The sequence below is a fragment of the Aureimonas frigidaquae genome, assembly GCF_001463905.1.
Classification (GTDB): domain Bacteria; phylum Pseudomonadota; class Alphaproteobacteria; order Rhizobiales; family Rhizobiaceae; genus Aureimonas; species Aureimonas frigidaquae.
In genome coordinates this window covers 127,844-151,312 of record NZ_BBWR01000005.1, presented here as the reverse complement: position 1 = coordinate 151,312, position 23,469 = coordinate 127,844, and the positions used below count along the sequence as shown (strand labels likewise).

General features: G+C 67.1%; 23 protein-coding genes. 17 read left to right on the top strand and 6 right to left on the bottom strand.

Annotated features, from left to right (window positions below):
* Window positions 1–41 precede the first annotated feature (41 nt).
* The 4 genes from AUL30_RS06180 to AUL30_RS06165 are packed head-to-tail and all read right to left on the bottom strand — an operon-like array spanning window position 42 to window position 4,253.
* Window positions 42–1,325: an ABC transporter substrate-binding protein gene (locus AUL30_RS06180; RefSeq protein ID WP_062226990.1), complete on the bottom strand. Its 1,284-nt coding sequence runs from the start codon at window positions 1,323–1,325 to the stop codon at window positions 42–44.
* 44 nt (window positions 1,326–1,369) lie between these two features.
* Window positions 1,370–2,191 (bottom strand): carbohydrate ABC transporter permease, encoded by an 822-nt coding sequence (locus tag AUL30_RS06175; RefSeq protein WP_062226989.1) that lies wholly within the window; start codon window positions 2,189–2,191, stop codon window positions 1,370–1,372.
* Window positions 2,191–3,108 (bottom strand): carbohydrate ABC transporter permease, encoded by a 918-nt coding sequence (locus AUL30_RS06170; protein WP_062226988.1) that lies wholly within the window; start codon window positions 3,106–3,108, stop codon window positions 2,191–2,193. The genes AUL30_RS06175 and AUL30_RS06170 overlap by 1 nt, the downstream gene beginning before the upstream one ends.
* Window positions 3,105–4,253, bottom strand: coding sequence for an ABC transporter ATP-binding protein (locus AUL30_RS06165; RefSeq protein ID WP_062226987.1), 1,149 nt, complete (start codon window positions 4,251–4,253; stop codon window positions 3,105–3,107). Before AUL30_RS06165 ends, AUL30_RS06170 begins: the two co-directional genes overlap by 4 nt.
* A gap of 161 nt (window positions 4,254–4,414) precedes the next feature.
* Here AUL30_RS06165 and AUL30_RS06160 point away from each other — a divergent pair, with 161 nt between their 5' ends.
* Entirely contained in the window at window positions 4,415–5,710 is a 1,296-nt protein-coding gene (locus AUL30_RS06160) for an ATP-binding protein (RefSeq protein ID WP_062226986.1), read from the top strand.
* Window positions 5,707–6,237, top strand: a complete 531-nt coding sequence (locus AUL30_RS06155; protein ID WP_062226985.1) for a response regulator transcription factor — start codon at window positions 5,707–5,709, stop codon at window positions 6,235–6,237. Before AUL30_RS06160 ends, AUL30_RS06155 begins: the two co-directional genes overlap by 4 nt.
* A 16-nt stretch (window positions 6,238–6,253) precedes the next feature.
* Here AUL30_RS06155 and AUL30_RS06150 read toward each other — a convergent pair whose 3' ends face one another.
* The gene (locus AUL30_RS06150) at window positions 6,254–7,609 is read right to left on the bottom strand and encodes an MFS transporter (RefSeq protein WP_062226984.1); all 1,356 of its coding nucleotides are present in this window, start codon (window positions 7,607–7,609) and stop codon (window positions 6,254–6,256) included.
* 229 nt (window positions 7,610–7,838) lie between these two features.
* Here AUL30_RS06150 and cyoA point away from each other — a divergent pair, with 229 nt between their 5' ends.
* From cyoA to mgtE, 15 genes are all read left to right on the top strand, one after another.
* Complete coding sequence (cyoA, locus tag AUL30_RS06145; RefSeq protein WP_062227059.1) at window positions 7,839–9,044, top strand: ubiquinol oxidase subunit II; 1,206 nt, start codon at window positions 7,839–7,841, stop codon at window positions 9,042–9,044.
* Window positions 9,045–9,097: 53 nt separating this feature from the next.
* Complete coding sequence (gene cyoB, locus AUL30_RS06140; RefSeq protein ID WP_062226983.1) at window positions 9,098–11,101, top strand: cytochrome o ubiquinol oxidase subunit I; 2,004 nt, start codon at window positions 9,098–9,100, stop codon at window positions 11,099–11,101.
* A gap of 3 nt (window positions 11,102–11,104) precedes the next feature.
* The gene (gene cyoC / locus AUL30_RS06135) at window positions 11,105–11,743 is read left to right on the top strand and encodes a cytochrome o ubiquinol oxidase subunit III (RefSeq protein WP_062226982.1); all 639 of its coding nucleotides are present in this window, start codon (window positions 11,105–11,107) and stop codon (window positions 11,741–11,743) included.
* Window positions 11,740–12,129 carry a cytochrome o ubiquinol oxidase subunit IV gene (gene cyoD, locus AUL30_RS06130; protein ID WP_062226981.1) on the top strand — a complete coding sequence of 130 codons (390 nt, stop codon included), beginning with the start codon at window positions 11,740–11,742 and terminating at the stop codon, window positions 12,127–12,129. Before cyoC ends, cyoD begins: the two co-directional genes overlap by 4 nt.
* Before the next feature lie 35 nt (window positions 12,130–12,164).
* Entirely contained in the window at window positions 12,165–12,887 is a 723-nt protein-coding gene (locus AUL30_RS06125) for an SURF1 family protein (protein WP_407638268.1), read from the top strand.
* A 21-nt stretch (window positions 12,888–12,908) separates the two neighbouring features.
* The gene (locus AUL30_RS06120; RefSeq protein ID WP_062226980.1) at window positions 12,909–13,457 is read left to right on the top strand and encodes a copper chaperone PCu(A)C; all 549 of its coding nucleotides are present in this window, start codon (window positions 12,909–12,911) and stop codon (window positions 13,455–13,457) included.
* Window positions 13,458–13,486: 29 nt separating this feature from the next.
* On the top strand, window positions 13,487–14,089 hold the full coding sequence (locus tag AUL30_RS06115; RefSeq protein WP_062226979.1) for an SCO family protein: 603 nt from the start codon (window positions 13,487–13,489) through the stop codon (window positions 14,087–14,089).
* Between the two features lie 156 nt (window positions 14,090–14,245).
* Complete coding sequence (locus AUL30_RS06110; protein ID WP_062226978.1) at window positions 14,246–15,271, top strand: NADP-dependent oxidoreductase; 1,026 nt, start codon at window positions 14,246–14,248, stop codon at window positions 15,269–15,271.
* Window positions 15,272–15,305: 34 nt separating this feature from the next.
* Window positions 15,306–16,319 carry a zinc-dependent alcohol dehydrogenase family protein gene (locus tag AUL30_RS06105; protein ID WP_062226977.1) on the top strand — a complete coding sequence of 338 codons (1,014 nt, stop codon included), beginning with the start codon at window positions 15,306–15,308 and terminating at the stop codon, window positions 16,317–16,319.
* A gap of 172 nt (window positions 16,320–16,491) precedes the next feature.
* Window positions 16,492–17,724 (top strand): serine hydrolase domain-containing protein, encoded by a 1,233-nt coding sequence (locus AUL30_RS06100; protein WP_062226976.1) that lies wholly within the window; start codon window positions 16,492–16,494, stop codon window positions 17,722–17,724.
* Window positions 17,725–17,881: 157 nt separating this feature from the next.
* Entirely contained in the window at window positions 17,882–18,859 is a 978-nt protein-coding gene (gene tauA / locus AUL30_RS06095) for a taurine ABC transporter substrate-binding protein (RefSeq protein WP_062226975.1), read from the top strand.
* Window positions 18,860–18,862: 3 nt separating this feature from the next.
* A complete protein-coding gene (locus AUL30_RS06090) occupies window positions 18,863–19,660 on the top strand; it encodes a taurine ABC transporter ATP-binding protein (RefSeq protein WP_062226974.1) in 798 nt (265 codons plus the stop codon).
* Complete coding sequence (locus tag AUL30_RS06085) at window positions 19,657–20,487, top strand: ABC transporter permease subunit (RefSeq protein ID WP_062226973.1); 831 nt, start codon at window positions 19,657–19,659, stop codon at window positions 20,485–20,487. The genes AUL30_RS06090 and AUL30_RS06085 overlap by 4 nt, the downstream gene beginning before the upstream one ends.
* A gap of 27 nt (window positions 20,488–20,514) precedes the next feature.
* Window positions 20,515–20,904, top strand: coding sequence for a GFA family protein (locus tag AUL30_RS06080; protein WP_062226972.1), 390 nt, complete (start codon window positions 20,515–20,517; stop codon window positions 20,902–20,904).
* A gap of 248 nt (window positions 20,905–21,152) precedes the next feature.
* The gene (mgtE, locus tag AUL30_RS06075) at window positions 21,153–22,544 is read left to right on the top strand and encodes a magnesium transporter (RefSeq protein WP_083507706.1); all 1,392 of its coding nucleotides are present in this window, start codon (window positions 21,153–21,155) and stop codon (window positions 22,542–22,544) included.
* Here the strand turns inward: mgtE and AUL30_RS06070 are convergent.
* Window positions 22,533–23,381 (bottom strand): DUF429 domain-containing protein, encoded by an 849-nt coding sequence (locus AUL30_RS06070; RefSeq protein ID WP_062226971.1) that lies wholly within the window; start codon window positions 23,379–23,381, stop codon window positions 22,533–22,535. The two genes, mgtE and AUL30_RS06070, sit on opposite strands and share 12 nt — an antisense overlap.
* Window positions 23,382–23,469: the final 88 nt, after the last annotated feature.

Genomic DNA, 23,469 nt, shown 5'->3' with positions numbered 1-23,469 from the left:
GGCGCGGACCGCGCCGCACCCGCCCATGGCGCGCTGGCGCCTCACTGCATCAGGGCGTTGGTTTCATTGACCAGGCGCTTCAGCCCGTCCTGCGGCGTCGCCTCGCCGCGCATGACCGTGCCGATGATGTCGCGCTGGGTGCGCCAGATGCGCACCGAATCGCCGCCGGGGTAGCCGGCCCAGGGCCAGGACCGGTCGGCCTGCCGCGATGCGGTTTCGACGTTGGGATGCTCGGCGTAGTAGGGCGCGAGGTAATCGGCACCGGTCGCCATCTTGTTGGTCGGCAGGTAGCCGGTGATGCGCACGATCTGGTTCTGGGCCTCCGGGCCGGTGATCCACTTCAGGTACTTCCAGGCCGCGTCCTGCCTGGCCTTGTCCTGCGTCAGGATGACGGCGGAGTTACCGCCGGTCGGAACCCCGCCGGCCGTCTTGTCGGCGATGGGGAATGTGGCCGTGGTCAGCTCGAAGCGTTCGCCCACGAGCGCCTCGATGGTCTGAACATGGGCCGGAGTGGAAAAGATGAAGCCGGTCAGTCCGGCGCCGAACTGCTGGCGCGACTGGTCCCAGTCCAGAAGGTCCTGGCCGCCTTCCGTCACGAAGCGGCGAACGAGGCGCATCGCCTCCAGCCCGGTCTCTCCATCGAAGGCGACGGTTCCCGTCTTCGCATCGACGAGCTGGCCGCCCTGCTGGAAGATCAGCGCCTGCCACAGCCAGTCGTCGGGCCAGCCGTTGATATCGTAGCCCATGCCTGCATAGCGGGGATCGAGTGCGTCGATCTTTGCGGCAAGGGCGATCAGTCCGTCGAACGTATCGGGCATGGCATCGGGATCGCCACCGGCGGCACGCACCAGATCCGCATTCACATATATGATCGGCGAAGACGCGTTGACCGGCAGGCCGTACTGGCGGCCATCGACCTGGCCGAGCGCGGCCATCTTTTGGGTAAAGTTGGCGTCCATGAAGGCGGCGCCGCCTTCTGCCTCGATGAAGGGCGCCAGATCGGTGATCTGGCCGCGCGGCGCGAGCCTGCCGACGAGTTCCGCGGTCAGGTTGTAACCGGAGAAATAGACGTCCGGCAGGTTCCCGGTCACGGCGGCGCGCAGCACCTGCTGCTGGCCTTCGTTATAGCCGGCCGCCGGCGCCAGGAAGTTGATGGCGATGTCCGGGTTGTCCTTCATGAACTGGTCGGCCAGCGGCTGGTGGAATTTGGTGAAGCCGGGCAGGTTGTAGAGCACCTGCAATTCGACCTCGGCCGCCCCGGCGGCGCCGGGCAGGACGAGGCCGAGCGCGAGCGCCCCGGCCGCAAGGCGGGTGGAGAGGGTCATGGGAACTCCTGTCAGTCCTGTGGGAGGTTGCGTCCGGCTGCGGGTCATTTGACGCCCGTCATCGTTATGCCGGCGATGAAGTTGCGGCGGGCCAGGAGGAAGCACAGCACCATCGGTGCGGTGATCAGCGTGGCGCCTGCCATCAGCGCTCCGTAATTGGCGCCGGATTCCACGTCCGAGAAATACAGCATGCCCAGCGGCGGCGGGGCGAGCGCGGTGTCGGACACCACGATCATCGGCCAGTAGAGATCGTTCCAGTGTGCCACGACCGAGAAGACGGAGAAGGCCGCGAGGGCCGGCAGCGAACCGCGCAGCACCAGCCCCCAGCAGATTTCGGTGTGCGAGAAACCGTCGAGGCGGGCGGCTTCGATGATCTCGTCCGGATACGACCGGAAGGACTGCCGGAACAGGAAGATGGCAAAGACCGACAGAAAGAACGGCGCCATCATCGCGAAATAGGTGTTCAGGAGCTGCGCCTGCGCAAGGCCCACATAGAGCGGAAGCGCGAGGGCCTGGACCGGCACGCACAGGGCTGCAATCACCAAGGTCAGAAGGAGCTTCTGCCCGCGGAACCGCAGCTTGGCGAGCGCGTAGGCGGCCGGCACGGCGGTCAGGATCTGCACCACGAGAATGCCGAGGCAGACGATGACGCCGTTCAGCATGAAGCGTCCCATGGGGACCTGGCTGGCCGCGCGATAATAGTTCTCTGCCACGTCCGCATGCCGGACGAAGGGCAGGAGCGAGACGTCGAAGATCTCGGCCGGCGAGCGGATGGACGTCAGCACCATCCAGTAGAAAGGCAGGAGCATGACGGCGGCGCCCGCCGCCAGGACCACATGCGGCAGGTATCGGCGAAGGCGGGCCATCAATAGTGCACCTTGCGGTCGAGATGGAGCGTCTGCCCGATCGACAGGATCAGGACGAGCACCAGGAAGATGAGGGTCAGCGCGGCGGCATAACCCGTGTTGGCGTATTCGAAGCCTTCCAGGTACAGCGCGTAGAGGACCGTCTCCGAGCCCGCCTTGCCCTTGGTCAGGACGGCCACGGTTTCGAAGACTTTCAGCGCGGTGATGGATGTCGTGACCAGGACGAACATCGTCGTCGGCCCGAGCATGGGCCAAGTGACGGTCAGGAAGCGGTCCACCGGGCTGCGCGCGCCATCCAGGCGCGCGGCTTCGTAGAGATCCTGCGGGATGGCCGTCAGCCCCGCCAGGAACAGGACCATGTTGAAGCCGAGCACCTGCCAGATGCCCATCAGCGCAAGGGTCGGGATGAGCAGCGCCGGGTTCGACAGGAAGTAGACCGGATCGAAGCCGAGCCAGGTGATGGCCGCGTTCACCGGCCCGAGCGAGGGATGGAGCAGGAATTGCCAGACCGTTGCCATAGCCACCAGCGTGGCGGTGACGGGCAGGAAGTAGGCGACCTCCCAGAAGGGGCGGCTGCGGCGCGTGCCATTGACGAGCAGCGCCACGCCGAGGCCCAGCAGAACGCCGAAGGGAATGACCAGAAGGGCGTAGACGAGCGTATTGCCGAGCGCCCGCATGAAGACCGGGTCGGCAAAGGCCGCGCGGAAATTGTCCAGGCCGACGAACTCGAAGGACAGGGCGCCGAGCTGGTAGTCGGTGACCGAAAAGACGGCGAGCAGCAGCATGGGCAGGATGTAGATGGCCAGAAGCAGCGTGACGGCCGGCCCGGCAAAGGCATAAGCCACCCATGCGCCGCTGCGTCGGCGGCGTTGGGTGGCAGGCGCGCCCGCATCGAGGGGCAGAGTTGCGGCGCTCATGCCGCCACCCGCTCGCGCACCTTGAGCGCGGTGCGCTGACCGTCGGCGCCGAAAAGGTGCGCCCGCCGCGCCGTGAAGCCGATCGCGGCACGCCCGTCCGCCCCGACGGGCAGCGGTTCGCCGGCGCCAAGGCGCAGCGTCAGGCGTGCATGATCGAGCGCCGGGACCGTCAGGCTGACATAGCGGTCTGCCCCGTGCAGTTCGGTGCGCAGGACCCGCGCGGCCAGGCCGCCGGCCCGGAAGACGAGATCCTCCGGCCGCACCCCCAACGTTGCCGGGCCGGCCTGCGCGTCCGGGGCATGCATGTCCTGGTCGGCCCCCGCCACCGCGACGCGGCCGCTTCTGTCGATCTCTGCCGGCAGAAGGTTGATCGCCGGCGTGCCGATGAAGCGCGCCACGGCCAGGCAGGATGGCCGCTCGTACAGATCGGCAGGTGTGCCCAATTGCAGGATGCGCCCGCCCTCCATCAAGGCGATGCGGTCGGACATGGTCATCGCCTCGACCTGGTCATGCGTGACATAGACGAAGGTGGCGCCGAGCCGGCGATGCAGAAGCGCCAGTTCCTCGCGCATATGGGCGCGCAGCTTGGCATCGAGGTTGGAGAGCGGCTCGTCCATCAGGAAAGCAGCGGGCTGGCGCACCAGCGCGCGCGCCAGGGCGACGCGCTGGCGCTGCCCGCCGGACAACTGGCCGGGACGGCGGTCCAGCAGCGCCCCGATCTGGAGGAGCTCGGCCGCGTCCCGCACGGCCGCCTCGATCCCCGCGCGGGTGGCAGCGTGGCCCGGCACCAGGTGCCCCAGAAGGGGCAAACGGGCCGATGCCGGCAGACGCCGCATGCGCAGCGGCGTCGCGATGTTCTGCCGCACGGTCATGTGCGGGTACAGGGCGTAGGACTGGAACACCATGGCAAGGTTGCGATCGCTCGGATCCAGCGCCGTGACGTCCCGGCCACCGATGGAGACGGTCCCGCGATCGGGCGTCTCGAGCCCGGAAATGATGCGCAGCAGCGTGGACTTGCCGCAGCCGGACATGCCGACAAGGGACAGGAACTCGCCCGACCGGATCGAAAGATCGATTCCCTTCAGCACCTCCTCGGCACCGAAGCGCTTGCCGATGTTCGCAAGCTCCAGTGACTGTTGCTCCATGTAACGACTCCTTCCGGTTGCGCAGCCATATCGGCGTACCGCGTAACGAGGGGATGACGTGTGCATGACAGGGCGATGAAAGCCCGGCACGGCCGCGGTTGCATGCGGCTGCCAGTTTCCGCTACCGGGGACGTGGAGGATCATCAGGAGGGAGAAAGCCGATGGCCGAGACACGATCACGCGGGACGATCCCGGCTGCCGAAGCCGCGAACCGGACCAATCTCCTGCTCGTCATCCAGCTGCGCTGGATCGCCGTCGCAGGTCAGGTGGCCACGATCGCGCTCGTGCACACCAAGCTCGGCATCGCCCTCCCCCTGCGGGAAATGGGCACCGTTCTGGCGCTCATCGTCCTTGCCAATCTGGCAAGCTATGCACGCTATTGGTTCCGTCAGGGAATTTCCGATACGGAGCTGTTCCTGCAGCTCCTCATCGACGTCGCGGCGCTGACGGCGCAGCTTTACTTCAGCGGCGGCGCGCTCAATCCCTTCGTATCGCTGTATCTCCTGCAGACCATTCTGGGCGCCGTGCTGCTGACGGCCGACTTTGCCTGGGCGCTCACCGTGGTGACGACCCTGTGCTTTGCGGGGCTGGCCATTGCCTACGAGCCCATCGCCATTCCGCACCCGGCCGGGCCGGCAGCGGCGAGCCTGTTCGTGCAGGGGCTCTTCATCGCCTTCCTGCTCGTGGCGGTGCTCCTGGTCTATTTCGTGATCCGCATCAACCGTAACCTCGCGATCCGCGATGCCGGGCTGGCCGAGCTGCGCCAGCAGGCCGCCGAAGAGGACCATATCGTGCGCATCGGCCTTCTGGCCTCCGGCGCCGCGCATGAGCTGGGCACGCCGCTCGCCACGCTGTCGGTCATCCTGAACGACTGGAGCCGCGCGCCGGCCTTTCGATCGGACGGCGAACTGGCCCAGGAGCTCAGCGAAGCGGAGGCGCAGCTCGACCGCTGCAAGGCCATCGTGTCGAGCATCCTGACCTCGGCCGGCCAGACGCGGGGCGAAGGCACGCTCCACACGAGCGTCGCCAGCTTCTTCACCACGGTGGTCGAGCGCTGGAAGGGGGTGCGCCAGCCCAAGGGCTTCGACTATGTCGACGACTTCGCGCCCGATGCTCCGATGATCGCGGATCTGGCGCTGGAGCAGGTGGTCTTCAACCTTCTCGACAATGCCCTCGAAGCGGGAAGCCACGTCACGGTCGAGCTGGCGCGGGATGAGGATGCCGTGGTTCTGACCGTGTCCGACGACGGGCCGGGCTTCGCGCCGCAGGTACTCGAAGGGCTCGGCAAGCCCTATCTATCCACCAAGGGCCGTCCCGGGGCGGGCCTCGGGCTCTTCCTGGTGACCAACGTCGTGCGCAAGCTCGGCGGCCGCCTCACCGCCCGCAACCAAAGCCATGGTGGTGCGGTCGTCACCCTGCGCCTGCCCCTCGCATCCATGGGAAGGGATACGCCGTGAGCGAAGGAACGCTTCTGATCGTCGAGGATGACCTGGCCCTGGCCAAGGCGCTCAGCCGGTCCTTCGAGCGCCGCGGCTACACGGTCCGCCACGTCACCGATTACGAGGCGATGGAGCGGCTGCTCGCAACGTTCCTCCCCGCCTATGCCGTCGTCGATCTGAAGCTCGTCGGCCCATCCGGCCTCGACTGTGTGAAGCGGCTGCATGCGGCCGATCCGGCCATGCGGATCGTGGTGCTGACGGGCTTTGCGAGCATCGCCACCGCGGTCGAGGCGGTGAAGCTCGGCGCGGCGCACTACCTGCCCAAGCCGGCCAATACGGACGATATCGAACGCGCCTTCGAGCGTGAGGGTGGCGATGCGAGCGTCGCGGTGGACGGGCGTCCGACATCACTGAAGAATCTGGAATGGGAACGCATCCACCAGACACTGGTGGATGCCGATTTCAACATATCCGAAACGGCGCGCAGGCTCGGCATGCACCGCCGCACCCTGGCCCGCAAGCTGGAAAAGCGCCCGGTCCGCTGACGGGCCGGGCCCGCGGTCAGGCGCCGTCCGGCGAAGGGCCGGACAACTCGTTCAGCCGGTAATTGCGGTTGAACCACAGCGCGACCAGCGTGCAGACGGCACCCGACATCAGATAGAGGCCGATGGAGCCGACACCGAACTCGGCCGTCAGCGCCAGGGCGACAAGCGGCGCGAAGCCGGCGCCGATCAGCCAGGCAAGGTCGGAGGTGATGGCCGAGCCGGTATAGCGGAACTGATTGGCGAAGTTGGAGGCCACCGCGCCGGCCGCCTGCCCGTGCGACAGGCCGAGCAGCGCAAAGCCGATCAGGATGAAGGCCGTCTGCCCCGGCAGCCCCGCCGCGAAGAGGAAGGGCGTCGCCACGCTGAGCAGGGCGATGCCGCCCGCGCAGAAGCCGAGATATTTGCGGCGGCCGATGCGGTCGGCGATCGCGCCGGACAGGACCACGCAGATGAGGCACAGGACCGCCCCGCCGAGCTGGGTCAGCAGGAACTCGCCGATCTCGCGGTCCGAATAGAGTTCGATGTAGGAGATCGGGAAGATCGTCACGAGGTGGAACAGGGCGAAGCTCGCCAGCGGCACGAAGGCGCCGATGATCACGTCGCGGCCGCGGCTTTCCACGAGGTTCTTCACCCGGACGGGCGCCAGCTTCTGGCTCTCGTAGAGCTCGGCATATTCCTGCGTGGCGATCAGGCGCAGCCGCGCGAAGAGCGCCACCACGTTGATGGTGAAGGCCACGAAGAACGGGTAGCGCCAGCCCCAGTTCAGGAAATCCGTCTCGGTCAGGTTCAGGTAGAAGAAGGCGAAGAGCCCGCTCGCCACGATGAAGCCGATCGGCGCGCCCATCTGCGGCATCATGGCATACCAGGCGCGGTGCTTTTCGGGCGCGTTGAGCGCGAGCAGCGAGGCCAGGCCGTCATAGGCACCGCCGAGCGCGAAGCCCTGGCCGAGCCGGAACAGGACGAGCGCCAGGATGGCATAGATGCCGATGGTCTCGTAACCCGGCAGGAAGGCGATCGCCGCCGTGGACCCGCCGAGGAGGAACAGGGCGATGGTCAGCTTAGTGCTGCGGCCGTAATTGCGATCCACCGCCAGGAAGAGGATGGAGCCGACGGGCCGGGCGATGAAGGCCAGGCTGAACACGGCGAAGGAATAGAGCGTGCCGAGCACCGGATCGGCAAAGGGGAACATGATGGCCGGGAAGACGATGACGCAGGCGATGCCGAAGACGAAGAAGTCGAAGGCTTCCGACGCACGGCCGATGACGACGCCCAGCGCCAGCTCCCCGGGTGAGACGTGCGACCCACCCGACACCTGCCGCGCATGGCGCTCCATCTCCGTCGACGACGCTGTTTGCGCGGTGCTCGAGCTCATGCCGAAGAGCCTCCTTGATGCTGGTCAAACCCTCGCCCGGGCGAAGTTCACGTCCCTGCAACAGCCATTAGTCGCAGGGGCGGCGTGTCGTCAAAGGGTCGGGGGGTGGACAAAACGTCCAATCCCCTGTGCTGCCTCAAGGAATTAACACGCAAGAGTCCGAACAGTTCAGGGTCGAGGGCTCGTCTTGCCGTTCAAACCGTTCCGCCTCGCCGTGCTCGCGCCGCTCATGCTCCTTCTGGGCGGCTGCAACCTCGTCGTGATGAATCCGGCCGGCGATGTCGCCACGCGCCAGGCCAACCTGATCCTGTGGTCGACCGGGCTGATGCTCCTGATCATCGTGCCGGTGATCCTCTTCACGCTGTTCTTTGCCTGGAAGTACCGCGCCTCCAACCGCGACGCCACCTACGATCCGGAGTGGAATCACTCGACCAAGCTGGAAGTCCTGATCTGGACCGCGCCGCTGATGATCATCATCGCGCTCGGCGCCATGACCTGGCTGTTCACCCATCTGCTCGATCCCTACCGCCCGCTCACCCGTATCGCGCCGGGCCAGCCCGTGACGGAGGAAACGCGCACCCTGACCGTCGAAGTCGTCGCGCTCGACTGGAAATGGATGTTCATCTATCCCGAGCTCGGCATCGCGACCGTCAACGAGCTGGCCGCCCCGGTGGACACGCCGATCGCCTTCCGCCTGACCTCCTCCTCCATCATGAACTCCTTCTACATCCCCGCCCTGTCGGGAATGATCTACGCAATGCCCGGCATGCAGACGCAGCTCCACGCCGTCATCAACCGGGAAGGCACCTATGAGGGCATCGCGTCCAACTATTCCGGGCCCGGCTTCTCCAACATGCACTTCAAGTTCCTCGGCATGTCGCAGGACGGCTTCGATGAATGGGTGGCGCGGGTGCGCGCGCAAGGCCAGCCGCTCACCCGCGAGCGCTACCTGGAGGTAGAGGCGCCGAGCGAGATGGAGCCCGTCCACTACTATTCGCAGGTCGATCGCGGACTGTTCCGCGCCATCCTGAACATGTGCGTCGAACCCGGCCGCATGTGCATGGACGAGATGATGCATATCGACATGCAGGGCGGCGGTGGCCTGGACAGCCTGCACCACATGGACCGGCTGATCTACGACACCAACCGCGCGCATGATTCGCATTTCGGCCATGGCCCCTCCGGCTATGCCGGCGCGGGCGAGGCGGGCGGCGCGGAAGCCCCCGGAGCCACCTTCCCGGCATCCGACCGCCGCCCGCGCTCGGAAGAGCCGGCGGACGACGCCGCACCGCAGGGCGCGCCCCATGAAGGCCCGCATGAGGGCCCCCGTCAGGCGCCCGACGAGGGGCAGAGTGGCACGCAGAATGGGAGCGGCCAGAGTGGCGATGACGGCCCGGCGCCGGGCTCGGCCGCACCGGACCAGCTGCAGAACTAGAATTCGTCAGGGCCGGCGGCCCATCCGCGAACGTGCAAGGAACGACAGACGCCATGCTATCCAACACGGGCCTTACGGAATTGATCTTCGGCCGGCTGAGCCTGGAAGCGATCCCCTATCACGACCCCATCCTGGTCGTGACCTTCATCGGGGTGGCGCTCATCGGCAGCGCGCTCCTGGCCGCCATCACCTATTACCGCCTGTGGGGCCCGCTCTGGCGCGACTGGATCACGACCGTCGATCACAAGAAGATCGGCATCATGTACATGATCCTCGGCATCGTGATGCTGCTGCGCGGCTTTTCCGACGCGCTCCTGATGCGCGCGCAGCAGGCCATGGCCTTCGGCGGCAATGAAGGCTTCCTGCCACCGCATCACTATGACCAGATCTTCACGGCGCACGGCGTGATCATGATCTTCTTCGTGGCGATGCCGCTGGTCACCGGTCTGATGAACTACGTCATGCCCTTGCAGATCGGCGCCCGCGACGTCGCCTTTCCCTTCCTGAACAACCTGTCCTTCTGGCTGACGACGGCCGGTGCGGTCCTCGTCATGCTGTCGCTCTTCGTCGGTGAGTTCGCACGCACCGGCTGGCTAGCCTATCCGCCCCTGTCGGGCGCGGCCTACAGTCCGGGCGTCGGCGTCGATTACTACCTATGGGCCCTGCAGATCGCAGGCGTCGGCACCACCCTGTCCGGCATCAACCTGATCGTGACCATCGTGAAGATGCGCGCCAAGGGCATGGGCATGATGCAGATGCCGATCTTCACCTGGACCTCGCTCTGCACCAACGTCCTGATCGTGGCGTCCTTCCCCATCCTGACCGTCGTCGTCACGCTGCTGACGCTCGACCGCTATGTCGGCACCAACTTCTTCACGAACGATCTCGGCGGCAATCCGATGATGTACGTGAACCTCATCTGGATCTGGGGCCATCCGGAAGTCTACATCCTGATCCTGCCCGTCTTCGGCATCTTCTCCGAAGTCGTGTCCACCTATTCCGGCAAGCGGCTCTTCGGCTACGTGTCGATGGTCTATGCCACGGTCGTCATCACGATCCTGTCCTACCTGGTGTGGCTGCACCACTTCTTCACCATGGGCGCGGGTGCCAGCGTCAACTCCTTCTTCGGCATCACCACCATGATCATCTCGATCCCCACCGGGGCGAAGATCTTCAACTGGCTCTTCACCATGTATCGCGGGCGGATCCGCTTCGACGTGCCGATGCTCTGGGTGATGGGCTTCATGGTCACCTTCACGGTGGGCGGCATGACGGGCGTTCTCCTGGCGGTTCCGCCGGCCGACTTCGTGCTCCACAACTCGCTCTTCCTGGTGGCGCATTTCCACAACGTCATCATCGGCGGCGTGGTGTTCGGCCTGTTTGCCGGAATGAACTACTGGTTCCCGAAGGCCTTCGGCTACCGGCTCGATCCCTTCTGGGGCAAGATGAGCTTCTGGTTCTGGCTCGCCGGCTACTGGTTCGCCTTCACGCCGCTCTACGTGCTCGGGCTGATGGGGGTGACGCGCCGCGTCAACCATTTCGAGGACCCCTCGCTCCAGATCTGGTTCATCATCGCGGCCTTCGGGGCGGTTCTGGTGGCCATCGGCATCGCCTGCTTCCTGATCCAGCTCTATGTGAGCTACCGCAACCGCGAGGCGCTGCGGGACGTGACGGGCGATCCCTGGAACGGCCGGACCCTGGAGTGGGCGACGTCCTCGCCGCCGCCGGCCTACAACTTCGCCTTCGCGCCGGTCGTCCACCAGCAGGATGCGTGGTGGGACATGAAGCAGCGCGGCCATGAGCGGCCGGTGGGCGGCTACCAGCCGATCCACATGCCCCGCAACACGGCGGCCGGGGCGGTCCTGTCGGCGCTGGCGCTCATCCTCGGCTTCGCCATGGTCTGGTACATCTGGTGGCTGGCGGCGCTCGCCTTCGGGGGCATCCTCGTCACCGCCATCCTGCACACCTTCAACTACGACTGGGACTACTACATCCCGGCCGACGAAGTGGCGCTCCAGGAAGACCGCCGCACCCAAGCCCTCGCAGCCGGAGCCTGAGCCATGGCGAACGCACAGATCGCAACCGCCGGTACAGAGCCCGTCAGCTTCTACGTCGTCGAGGAGGAGCACCACCACGCGGAGTCGGACGGCGGCACGCTGCTCGGCTTCTGGATCTACCTGATGAGCGACTGCCTCATCTTCGCGGTCCTCTTCGCCTGCTTCGGCGTCTACAGCCAGGCCTTCGCCGCCGGCCCGTCCGGCGCCGACCTGTTCGACCTGAACCTCGTCGCCGTGGCCACGGCCATGCTTCTGATCTCGTCCCTGACCTTCGGCATGGCCATGATGGCCATGCAGATCGGGCGCAAGGGCGCGATGATGTTCTGGCTCGCCGTCACCGGCGTGCTCGGCGTCGCCTTCCTCGGCATGGAGCTCTACGAGTTCCACCACCTGATCGAGATCGGGGCCGGCCCGCAGCGCAGCGCCTTCCTGTCGGCCTTCTTCACGCTGGTGGGAACGCACGGGCTGCACGTCTTCTTCGGCTGCGTCTGGCTCTGCGTTCTGATGATCCAGGTCGCGCGGCATGGGCTGATCCCGGCCAACCAGCGCCGGCTGATGTGCCTGTCCATGTTCTGGCACTTCCTCGACGTCGTGTGGATCGGCGTCTTCTCCTTCGTTTACCTGATCGGTTCCCTGTCATGAGCGAGCACACCCATTCCGCCCATACGGGCGCGGAGCATCATCACCAGGACGGCGCCCACGGGACGATGAAGGGCTATGTGATCGGCTTCGTCCTGTCGGTCGTCCTGACCGTCATTCCCTTTCTGATCGCCATGCGTGAAACGGGAATGGGCCCGCAGGTGACGGCCTTCGTCATCATGGGCTTCGCGGCGGTGCAGATCGTCGTCCACATGGTCTACTTCCTGCATATGAACACCCGCTCGGAAGGCGGCTGGAACATGCTGGCGCTGGTCTTCACCCTCGTCATCACGGTCATCATGCTGGCCGGCTCGCTGTGGGTCATGTACCACCTGAACACCAATATGATGCCGATGGACGACATGCGGCCGGCCGGCTACACGCCGTGACCGCATCGGGCCACCACGAGACGCCTTCCCCGCGCGTGCCGACACGCCGCCGAAGCATCATCGTGGCGGCCCTGGGCGCCCTCCTGGCGCTCGCCTTCCTGGCGCTCGGCATCTGGCAGATCGAGCGCCTGCAATGGAAGCTCGATCTTATCGCCAGCGTCGACGCCCGCATCCATGCCCCGCCGGCCGCGCCGCCGACCGCGGACGCCTTCGATCCGGCGGCCGACGCCTACAGGCACGTCACGCTGCGCGGGCATTGGCTCGGGGATGCGCAGACCTTCGTCCAGGCGGTCACGGAGCTTGGACCCGGCTTCTGGGTCATGACGCCCCTCCTGCGCGAGGACGGGCCGCCGGTCCTGATCAATCGGGGCTTCGTTCCGGCAGACAGGCGCGATGCCGCGGCGCCGGCGTCCCCCCAGGCGGTGGCGACGGTGACGGGGCTCCTGCGCCCGACCGAGCCCGGCGGCGGCTTCCTGCGCTCCAACGATGCGGCGGGCGACCGCTGGTTCTCACGCGATGTGGCGGCCATCGCTGCCGCCCGGGGGCTCGGCCCCGTCGCACCCTATTTCATCGATGCCGATGCGACGGCCAATCCGGGCGGCTTCCCGGTGGGCGGGCTGACGGTCGTCACCTTCCGCAATTCGCATCTGATCTACGCCATCACCTGGTTCTGCCTGGCAGGCCTCGTCGGCGGCGCCACGCTCTTCGTGCTGCGCGACGATACGCGGCGGCGTGCGGCCTGTCCGCCCCTGCCCTGACGATCTGAAAGGAGCTTATCCATGCTGCCCTTCGCCAAGACCCGACTGGCCGCCCTCGCCGCCTGCGCCTTCCTGGCGCTGCCGGCATGGTCCGCCGAAGATACCGTCCTCAAGGGCGAGCTTGCCGTCTCCGCCGGCTGGAGCCGTGCGACGGCGCCGGGCGCGCGGGTCGGCGCCGGCTATCTGACGATCACCAATTCCGGCGCGGCGGCCGACCGGCTGCTCGGCGCCTCCAGCCCTCGCGCCGAGAGCGTGGAGATCCATGTCATGTCGACGCAAGGCGGCATGATGCAGATGGATGCCCTGCCGGACGGGCTGGAGGTGCCGGCGCATGGCAGCCTGGCGCTGGCGCCCAACGGCTACCACCTCATGCTGGTCGACCTTCCGACGCCGCTTGCGGAAGGCGAGACGATCCCCCTGACGCTGCGCTTCGAAAGCGCCGGCACGGTCGAGACGACCCTGTCGGTCGGTTCGCTCGGCGCGCGGGGCCCGGCAGGCGCGGGCGCTGCCGACACGGCGCCGCAGGGTCACGATGCCCATGGCGGGCACCAGGGCCACGGCGCGCATTGATGACGGGAAAGCAAGCGGAGGACCCTTCCATGGCAAACCGACCCGGCCGCCTTCTTGCCATCGGCGCCATCGGCGCTCTGATGACGCTCCTCCTCGGCGTCATTGCCTGGACGGCGCTCGACAAGCCCTCCGGCTCGCCCGATGCTCCCTTTCAGCTCGTGAGCACGCGCGGCGGAACCGTCGATCAATCGATCTTCAAGGGCCGGCCCTCCATCGTCTATTTCGGCTACACCCATTGCCCGGAAGTCTGCCCGACCACGCTGTACGAGGTGTCCGGCTGGCTCCAGGCCCTCGGAGACGAGGGCAAGGACCTGCAGACGCTCTTCTTCACCGTCGATCCCGAGCGTGACACGGTGGACATTCTCAAACCCTATCTTGCAGCATTCTCCGACCGGATCACCGGTATTACGGGGGATCCGCAGGAGGTGCGCAAGGTCACGGATGGCTGGCTCGTCACCGCCGAGCAGCGCGGCACGGCGGAGCGCTACAGCATGCGCCATACGACATCCCTTCTGCTCGTCGGCGCCAATGGGCGCCTGGCAGGGCTGATCCCCTACGAGGCCACGCAGGAAGAGGCCATCGCCAAGATTCGCGCCGTCCTTCTGGACCGGCCCGCGCGCCCCGCCGTCTGACCGGGCCGCTTCTGCGGGCCGTCTTTCCGTCCGAACCCTTCGCCTTCCCCCCTTGACCCTGCCGCGTCGGCCACGATGTGGCGGGGAGGAAACGCTCGCTCCGCCCGCGCCGGCTGAAGGCCAGTCCGGGGGGACGCGTATGAGGAGGCACATGCCATGTCGCAAGCCCGCAATCGCCGTATCGTCCTGGCCTCACGTCCGACGGGCGCCCCGGTTCCGGACAATTTCCGCCTGGAAGAGGAGCCCCTCCCCGAGCCGGCGGACGGCCAGTTCCGGTTGCGCAACCTTTACCTGTCGCTCGATCCCTATATGCGCGGCCGAATGAGCGACGCGGCCTCCTATGCCGCACCCAACCCGCTCGACGACGTCATGGGCGGGGCGACGGTGGCCCGTGTCGAAGCGTCCCGCAATGCGGATTTCCAGGATGGTGCCCTGGTGCTCGCCTTCGGCGGCTGGCAGGACTATGCCCTGTCGGATGGACGCGGCGTCATGGCGCTCGATCCCGAGCTTGCCCATCCTTCCCATGCGCTCAGCCTTCTCGGCATGCCGGGCTTTACGGCCTGGCATGGCCTGTTGAAGATCGGCGCGCCGAAGGCGGGCGAAACGGTCGTCGTGGCTGCGGCAACGGGGGCGGTTGGGTCGGTCGTCGGCCAGATCGCCAGGATCCGGGGCGCCCGGGCCGTCGGCATTGCCGGCGGGCAGGACAAGTGCCGCTTCGCGATGGAGGAACTGGGCTTCGACGCCTGCGTCGACCACCGGTCCCCGGACTTTCCGGCCGCCCTGGAACAGGCGACGCAGGAGGGCATCGACGTCTATTTCGAGAATGTCGGCGGCGCGGTCTTCGACGCCGTCTTCCCGCGCCTCAACGATCACGCGCGCATTCCCCTCTGCGGCCTGATCGCCAATTACAACAGGACCGCAGAGCCCTCCGGGCCCGACCGGCTCGCACCCGTCATGGCCGGCCTGCTGGTCAAGCGCATCCTGGTGCAGGGCTTCATCATCGCCGATCATTACGGGCCGGACCATGAAGAGTTCCTGCGCGACATGACAGGATGGCTGCGCGAGGGCCGCATGACGATCCGCGAAGACATCGTCGATGGCCTGGAAAACGCTCCGGAGGCCTTCATCGGTCTTCTGGAAGGACGCAATTTCGGCAAGCTCGTTATCCGCATAAACGCATGACCCACACTGAGCAGCATGTGAAAGAGGTGTATCCATGAAAGCCATTCTCGTACGTGCCCCAGGTGGGCTGGACCGGCTCGAAGCCGCCGACATTGCGGACCCCGGCGCGCCCGGCCCCGGCCAGATCCGCGTGGCGCTCCATGCGACCTCGCTGAACTATCACGACCTCATGGTCGCCAATGGCGGCATTCCCACGCAGGACCGGCGCATTCCCATGTCCGATGCCGGCGGCACGGTGGAAGCGGTCGGCGCGGGCGTGACGCAGTTCAAGCCCGGCGATCCCGTCGTCTCCTGCTTCTTCCCGAAGTGGCCGGCCGGGCGGCCCTTCGGCGCGGTGGGGAACTTCCGCGGCACGCCGGGCGACGGGATCGATGGCTATGCGACGCAGTTCGCCGTGCGGGCGGCCACCGACTTTACCCGCGCGCCGCAGGGATGGAGCCATGCCGAGGCGTCCACCATCACGACGGCCGGCCTGACGGCCTGGCGGGCGCTGGTCGTGGATGGCGGCCTGAAGCCGGGGGCGAGCGTCCTCCTGCTCGGCACGGGCGGCGTCTCCATCGCCGCGCTGCAGATCGCCAAGGCGATGGGCGCGCGGGTGATCCTGACATCCTCCTCCGACGACAAGCTCGCCCGGGCCCGCGACCTCGGCGCGGACGAGACGATCAATTACCGTCAGACGCCCGAATGGGGGGCCCGCGTCCAGGAACTGACGGGCGGCGAGGGCGTCGACCATGTGGTGGAGGTCGGCGGCGCCGGAACGCTGGCCCAGTCCATTCGCGCGGTGCGCGTGGGCGGGCACATCGCGTTGATCGGCGTTCTGACCGGCCGGCAGGGCGATGTTCCGACCGCGCTCCTGATGGCGCGCCAGGCACGCCTTCAGGGCCTCATCGTCGGCAGCCGCCAGGACCAGCTCGACTATATCGCCGCCCTGGAGGCAACGGGCATGCGCCCGGTCATCGACCGGACCTACCCGCTCGACGAGCTGGCAGCCGCCTTCCGCCACCAGGAAACTGCCGGCCATTTCGGCAAGATCGTTGTCGAGTGGTAGAGCCGGATCGGCTCGGCCTTCACGGTACGGGCACGCACGACCCGCAATTCTTCGGCTTTCGGCGACGCTCCAAAACTTGCGGGGCGCGCCGGAAGCCTTGCCGGCGCCGCCTGCCGCGATATTGTCCGTCCCGGACCGGCCGCCCGATGGCCATGAAGGGGGAGTATGTCACATGTCCGTTCACAGCTTATGCACAGGCCGCGGGCTTCTCTTAAGCCTCGGCATCGCCCTGGCCTGCACGGGCGCGCGGGCTGCGGATACGAGCTATCCACATGCCGGAGAGGCGATCGGCACTGTCGAGCAGATCTATGATGGGGCGCTGCTGCCCGACGATGCGGTGGCGACCTTCCGCAACATCGACCGGCTGTTTCCCACGCGCACCATCCGGGCCGGCGGCACGGTCCGGGACCTGCCACGTGCCGAGCGCCAGCTGGGCGATGTGAGTTTCGAACTGGACGGCCAGACCTACGATCTCTTCGATGTCATGGCGCTCGACAACTTCACGGCGCTGCTCGTCCTGAAGGACGGCAAGATCGCCTTCGAAAGCTACCAGCGCGGCAACCGGCAGGAGACGCGCTGGATGTCCATGTCGGTCGCCAAATCCATCACCTCCACGCTGGCCGCCATCGCCATCAAGGAGGGCCTCCTGGCCGGGCTCGACGCGCCGGTCGTCGATTACGTGCCGGCCTTGAAGGGCAGCGCCTATGACGGGGTGAGCGTGCGCGACGTTCTGATGATGTCGTCTGGCGTGCGCTGGAACGAGACCTATACCGACCCGCAATCCGACCGCCGTGCGCTCTTGCAGGCGCAGATCGGCCAGAAGCCGGGCTCGGCCATGGCCCTGATGGCGCGCCTGCCGCGTGCGGCCGAACCCGGTACCGTCAACAATTACAGCACCGGCGAAACGCAGGTCCTGGGAGAGATCGTGCACGGCGCCGTGGGGCGCCCCCTGGCAGATTATCTGTCGGAGAAGATCTGGATCCCCTACGGCATGGAAGCGGACGCGACCTGGTGGCTCGATTCCCCGGACGGGGTGGAGATCGGCGGCAGCGGCATCAGCGCCACATTGCGCGATTACGGGCGCTTCGGGCTGTTCTTCCTGAACGAGGGGGTGATCGACGGCGCCTCGATCCTGCCCGATGGCTGGACGCGCGAGGCCGCCGGCCCGACCCGGCTGAAGGACGGAACGGCGCTCGACTACGGCTATATGTGGTGGACGGGCTGGACGGAACCGGCCATCGCCGATGGCGCCTATGCGGCCATCGGCATCCAGGGGCAGAACATCTACATCAACCCGGCGCGCAAGGTGGTCATCGTGACCTTCGGCGCGCAGCCCAAGCCCACGGGCAAGGAGCCGATCGACCCGCTCGTCTTCTTCGACGCCGTCGCCGCGGCGCTGGACTGACGGTCGTGGCCCCCGCACGGGGGCGGAAAATCCCAAGCCTTGCGTATCGCGCGGTAAAGCATTCACACCTGCGATACGCAAAACGCTTGTTTGTGCCTCTACACAGTCCATCCATTCAGTAGACTTATCCCATCGTTTCCAGAAGGGGGTAAGGGCAATGACATTCGGACGGATTGCGGCGCTGGCGGCAAGCCTGCTCATGGCCGGCACCGCGCATGCGGCGGAGCTGCGCATCGGCTGGCAGCAGATCGTGGAGCCATCGAGGGTTCCGCAGGCCGCCGGCACTTATGAGGCGGAAACCAGGGCGGACATCACCTGGAACCTGTTCGGAGGCGGCGCCGACGTGATTGCGGCGATCGCCTCCGGCGCCATCGACATCGGCTATGTCGGGTCCAGTCCGCTGACCGCTGCGGCCAGCCAGGAACTGCCCATCGAGGCCATCTACATCGTCGGCAATATCGGCGAGGCCGAGGCCCTGGCGGTCCGCAACATCGCCTCTCCGGCCGAACTTGCCGGACACAAGATCGCAACGCCCTTCGCCTCGACCGCCCACTACTCGCTCCTGACGGCGCTGTCGCATTGGGGGATCGCACCGTCCAGCCTGGAGCTGGTGAACCTTCGACCCCAGGATATCGCGGCCGCCTGGGAACGCGGGGATATCGATGGCGCCTATGTCTGGGACCCGGTCCTCAACACGATCAAGACCACCGGCGGCACGGTGATCGCCACGTCGAAGGATGTCGCCGACTGGGGCGGGCCGACCTTCGACGCCTGGATCGTGCGCAAGGACTATGCAGAGGCGCATCCCGATATCGTCGAAGCCTTCGTCAAGGTCACGGGCGAGGCGACGGCCGACTACCTGTCCAACCCGGCCGCCTGGGACGCGACCTCGAGCCAGGCGCAAGCCATCGCCAAGCTGACCGGCGCACCCGCACAGGACGTTCCGCAGCTTCTGAAGGGCTACGAGTTCGCGGATCTGAAAGCCCAGACGAGTGAGGCCTTCCTGGGCGGCGGCACGGCCAAGGCAGTGGCCGCCACCGCGGCCTTCCTGGTGGAGCAGGGCACGATCGCGACCGCGCTCGACGACTACAGCCCCTATGTCGACAAGTCCTTCGCCGAGAAGGCCGGGGACTGACGCGTGGGCAGCCTCGTCTTCGATCGGGTAGGCCTTGCCTATCGCCCGAGCCGCCGGGACAGTGCCCCGGCGGCGGCGGTGCTCGATGGGGTCGATCTCGTCATCGAGCGGGGCGCCTTCGTCACCGTGCTCGGGCGCTCGGGTGCCGGCAAGACCTCGCTCCTGAACCTCGCTGCAGGCTTCGTCCTGCCCACCAAGGGCAGCATCGCCTGTGACGGTGTGCCCGTTCTTGGGCCGGGTCCCGAACGGGCCGTGGTCTTTCAGGACGATGCGCTGCTGCCCTGGCTCAGTGTCGCAGAGAATATCGCGCTGCCCTTGCGCCTCCGGGGCCTCAGCCGCGCGCATCAGGCCGAGCGCACCAATGCCCTTCTGCAGGCCGTCGGCCTTCCCGAGTTCGGGCAGCGCCATGTCTGGGAGCTTTCCGGCGGCCAGCGCCAACGGGTCGGCATTGCCAGGGCACTGGCAGCCGACCCGCACTTTCTGTTGATGGACGAGCCGCTCGGTGCGCTCGATGCCATGACACGCGAGCGCATGCAGGAGCTGATCCTGCGGACCTGGAATGCCAGCGGCGCAGGCGTCATGCTGATCACCCACAGCGTCGAGGAAGCGCTGTTCCTCGGGACCCGCGTGATCGTCCTGTCCGGTCGGCCGGGCCGCATCGCCCAATCGGTCGAGATTTCGTTCTCGCAGGATTTCCTTTCCGGCAAGCCAGCCCGGTCCATACGGTCGGACCCCGGCTTCACCGCTCTGCGCGAAGCGCTGACCGACGCCATTCACGAAACGGAGGATGCGCCCGCATGAGCACGCAGACGGCCCGGGCGGAGCCACCGGCGCAGGCGCGTCGCGTGCGTTCGACAAGCGCCCTTCCCTGGCCGTATCTGGCCGCCGCAACGACGCTGACGCTCATCCTCGCCCTCTGGTGGGCGGCCTCGACATTCGGGTGGGTCTCGGCCGTCTTCCTTCCATCGCCGCAGCGGGTCTGGCGCGCGGCACAGGCGGCAAGCCTGCGCGGCTATGCCGACGCCACCCTTGCCCAGCATGCGCTCGCCAGTCTGGTGCGGGTGGTCACGGCACTCGCCGCAACCGTCGCCATCGCGGTGCCTGCCGGTCTTCTCATGGCGCTCAGCCCTGTCGGGCGGGGCTTTCTCGATCCGATCATCGAATTCATCCGGCCCCTGCCCCCGCTCGCCTATCTGCCGCTCGTCATCATCTGGTTCGGCATCGGCGAGCCGAGCAAGATCCTGGTCATCGGCATCGCCATGTTCGCGCCCGTCGCCATCGCGACAGCGCTCGGCGTGCGCAGCGCCACCCGTTCGCAGATCAATGCCGTACGCTCGCTCGGCGCCACGCGCCTCCAGCTTCTGCGATTTGTCCTCATTCCGGCGGCCCTGCCCTCGATCGTCGCCGGCATCCGCATCGCGCTCGGTGCGGGTTGGACGACGCTGGTCGCCGCCGAGCTCGTGGCCGCAACACGGGGCCTTGGCTACATGATCCAGTCCGCAGCGCAGTTCCTGGTGACGGACGTGGTGATCGTCGGCATCCTGGTCATTTCAGCGCTCGCCTTCACCTTCGAGCTGGTCTTCCGCCTGATCGAGCATATCCTCCTGCCCTGGTCGCGGCATCGCTGACGGCCGTTTGAGGCCGGAGGAGCGAGGATGGACGGGACGGGACATGCCGGAGGGTGCCTGTGCGGCGCCGTGCGCTTCGAGGCGGATGGCGCGCCCGAGCGGGTCGGGATCTGCCATTGCCGGGATTGCCGCAAGCACCATGGCGCGCTCTTCTATGCCGCGGCGATCTTTCATGTGGCGAAGGTCCGCGTCACGGGCACGACGCACAGCTTCGCCGGACGGCACTTTTGCCCTGCCTGTGGAAGTTCAGTCTTTGCCCGCACGGGCGACGAGATCGAGCTTCCCTTGGGGGCGTTCGATGCGCAGGACGTTTTCGTTCCGCAATACGAGTGCTGGACCCTGCGGCGCGAGGCGTTCCTTCCCGACTTTCCCGTCACGCACCGCTATCAGACGGACCGGCCCACCGGTCAGGACTGACCGGCCAGAGCTTTGCACCCCCGATCATTGACAAGCTCCGCTCACGGGACGATAGCACCCGTGCCGCCTTGTCGCGGCGACAATCGCAACGGACGAACCATGGACGACGGCTCCAGTCGGCGCTTGCCTGCAAGCGCTGCCCAACCTGACCAAGCTGCCGCGCCGGCCCTGCCGGACGGAAGGAGCCTTCCGGCCTGATCTCCGGCGGCTTCTCCGTTCGCGCCGCGCGCGGATGGAGAAGACGCACAATGACCAAGCACACGATCCACCAGACCACCGGCACCCTGGACGCCGGCACCCTGACCCTCGAACGGGCCCTGGCCGATTGGCTGGCCGATGGCCGCAATGCGGCTCTTGATGCCGTGGTCGCCCGCTCGCACGATGCTGATATCGCCCAGACGCTCAACCTCCTGACGCCGGCCGATGCGGTGCGCAGCCTGCGTGCCATCGCCCAGGAGCGGCAGGCCAGGGTGTTCGGCTATCTCGATGCCCGGCAGCAGACGGCCATGGCCGGGCTGATGGAGCGCGGCGCTTTGGCCGCGATCGTCTCGGCCATGTCGCATGACGAGCGGACCGATCTCTTCAAAGCCCTTGAGCGAGACGAACAGGCCCATCTCCTGCCGGCGCTTGCCGAGGCCGAGCGGGAGGATCTGAACCGCCTCGCCGCCTATGCGGAAGGCACGGCCGGCTCCATCATGACATCGGACTATGCCGTGCTGGCGCCGGATCTGACGGCCGGGCAGGCCCTGGACGCGCTGCGGATGCAGGCGCCGGGTTCCGAAACCATCTACGAGGTCTGCGTCGTGGACGCGCAGGCCCGGCCCATCGGCACGGTCGAGCTGCGCGATCTGGTCCTGGCCATGCCCCAAATGCCCATCGCCCGGCTGATGCATGGTTTCGTCGTGAGCGTTCCCGCGACCGCCCCACGGGAAGAGGCGGCCCGTCAGATCGCCCGCTACGATCTCATCGCGCTGCCCGTCATCGACGAGATGGGCCGCCTCGTCGGCATCGTCACGCAGGACGATGCGATGGATGTGGTGGAAGAGGAAGCCACGGAGGATTTCCACCGTGTCGGCACCGTACCGAATCTGTCCGCCAGCCTGCGCGAAGCCGGCATCGGCATGCTGTACCGGGCGCGGATCACCTGGCTGATCCTGCTCGTCTTCGGCAATATCCTGTCGGGCCTCGGCATCGCCTATTTCGAGGACACGATCTCGGCCTATGTCGTGCTGGTCTTCTTCCTGCCACTGCTGATCGGATCCGGCGGCAATGCGGGGTCGCAATCGGCGACGCTCATGGTCCGGGCACTGGCCACGGGGGATGTCCGCTTCTCCGATTTCGGCCGCATGCTGAGTCGCGAGATCGTCGTCGCCGTGAGCCTCGGGCTCACCATGGCCGTGGCGGTATCTGTCCTGGGTGCCGTGCGCGGCGGGGCGGAGGTTGCGCTGGTGGTGGCACTGGCCATGACGCTCATCGTGATGATCGGCAGCCTGGTCGGCATGACCCTGCCCTTCCTTCTGCAGCGCTTCAGGCTGGACCCTGCCACCGCGTCGGCGCCGCTCGTCACCTCGATCACCGATGCCGCAGGAGTGCTCGTCTATTTCGGCATCGCCACGGCGCTGCTGAACCTAGGCGGTTGAGGCGGGCCTGGCCGGCCGGCCGTCCACCGGCACCCCGTAGCGCGCCGCCGCCTCTTCCAGGCGCTGGCGCGCTTGCGGTGCGGCCGGGGCGACGATGTATCCGGAGGCAAGATCGCCGATCATGATCGAACGCTCCCGCGGGCCGAGAAGCCACTCCAGCCCGATGATCGCACAGAGGGCGGCATCGAGCCGGTCCTGATCCGCCTTGCGCGGTGCGGACGGGGTGGCGAGTTCCGCGACAAAGCCGGCCAGCCCGTCGATCCCGTCGCGCGCGCCATAGGTGGCCAGTGCCGCGACAAGCCGCGTCCAGTCATCCATGCGGAATGTCTTGCGGCGCGCCGGGTTGTAGCGCGGGCCAAGGCGCCGGCCGAGAAAGCCGGCCTCGAGCGAAGCCACCGCCAGAGCTGGAAAGACCTCAATGAGGAAGCGGCCGGACCTGGCCCGGCGCGCGCCTTCCGGATCCTCCACCGCATCGAGCGCCTTCAGGAAGGGCCAGAGCGGCGCGGCATCGTCGAACATGCCGAGCTTGCCCCGGTTCGCCGGCTGCACGCCGCCACCGAGCCAGGACACGAGAGACGCCGCGACGCGCTCGGCAGGCCGCATCCCCGATGCGTTGGGCACGATGGTCGGCTGGTCCAGCGCGACAAGGCATCGCTCCGCCTGTGCGCCCGTCTCGTCGATGAAGGCGAGCGCCTGCCGGAAGGTCGCCATGCGCGGCGTGACGAAATGGCGGGCGCCGCGTCGGTCCACCAGGATGGCGCAGATCGCCCCGGGGGCGCCCGGCTTGTCCGTCCAGGCCGAATCGAAACCGATGATGCAGTCGCGATAGGGGCGCATTCGCCGTGCCTCCTGAGGATAAGAAAACATGCCGGACTTGCGCCAGGCGTTTTGACCACGACTTGCTGCGGCTGGCTTGATGCATTAT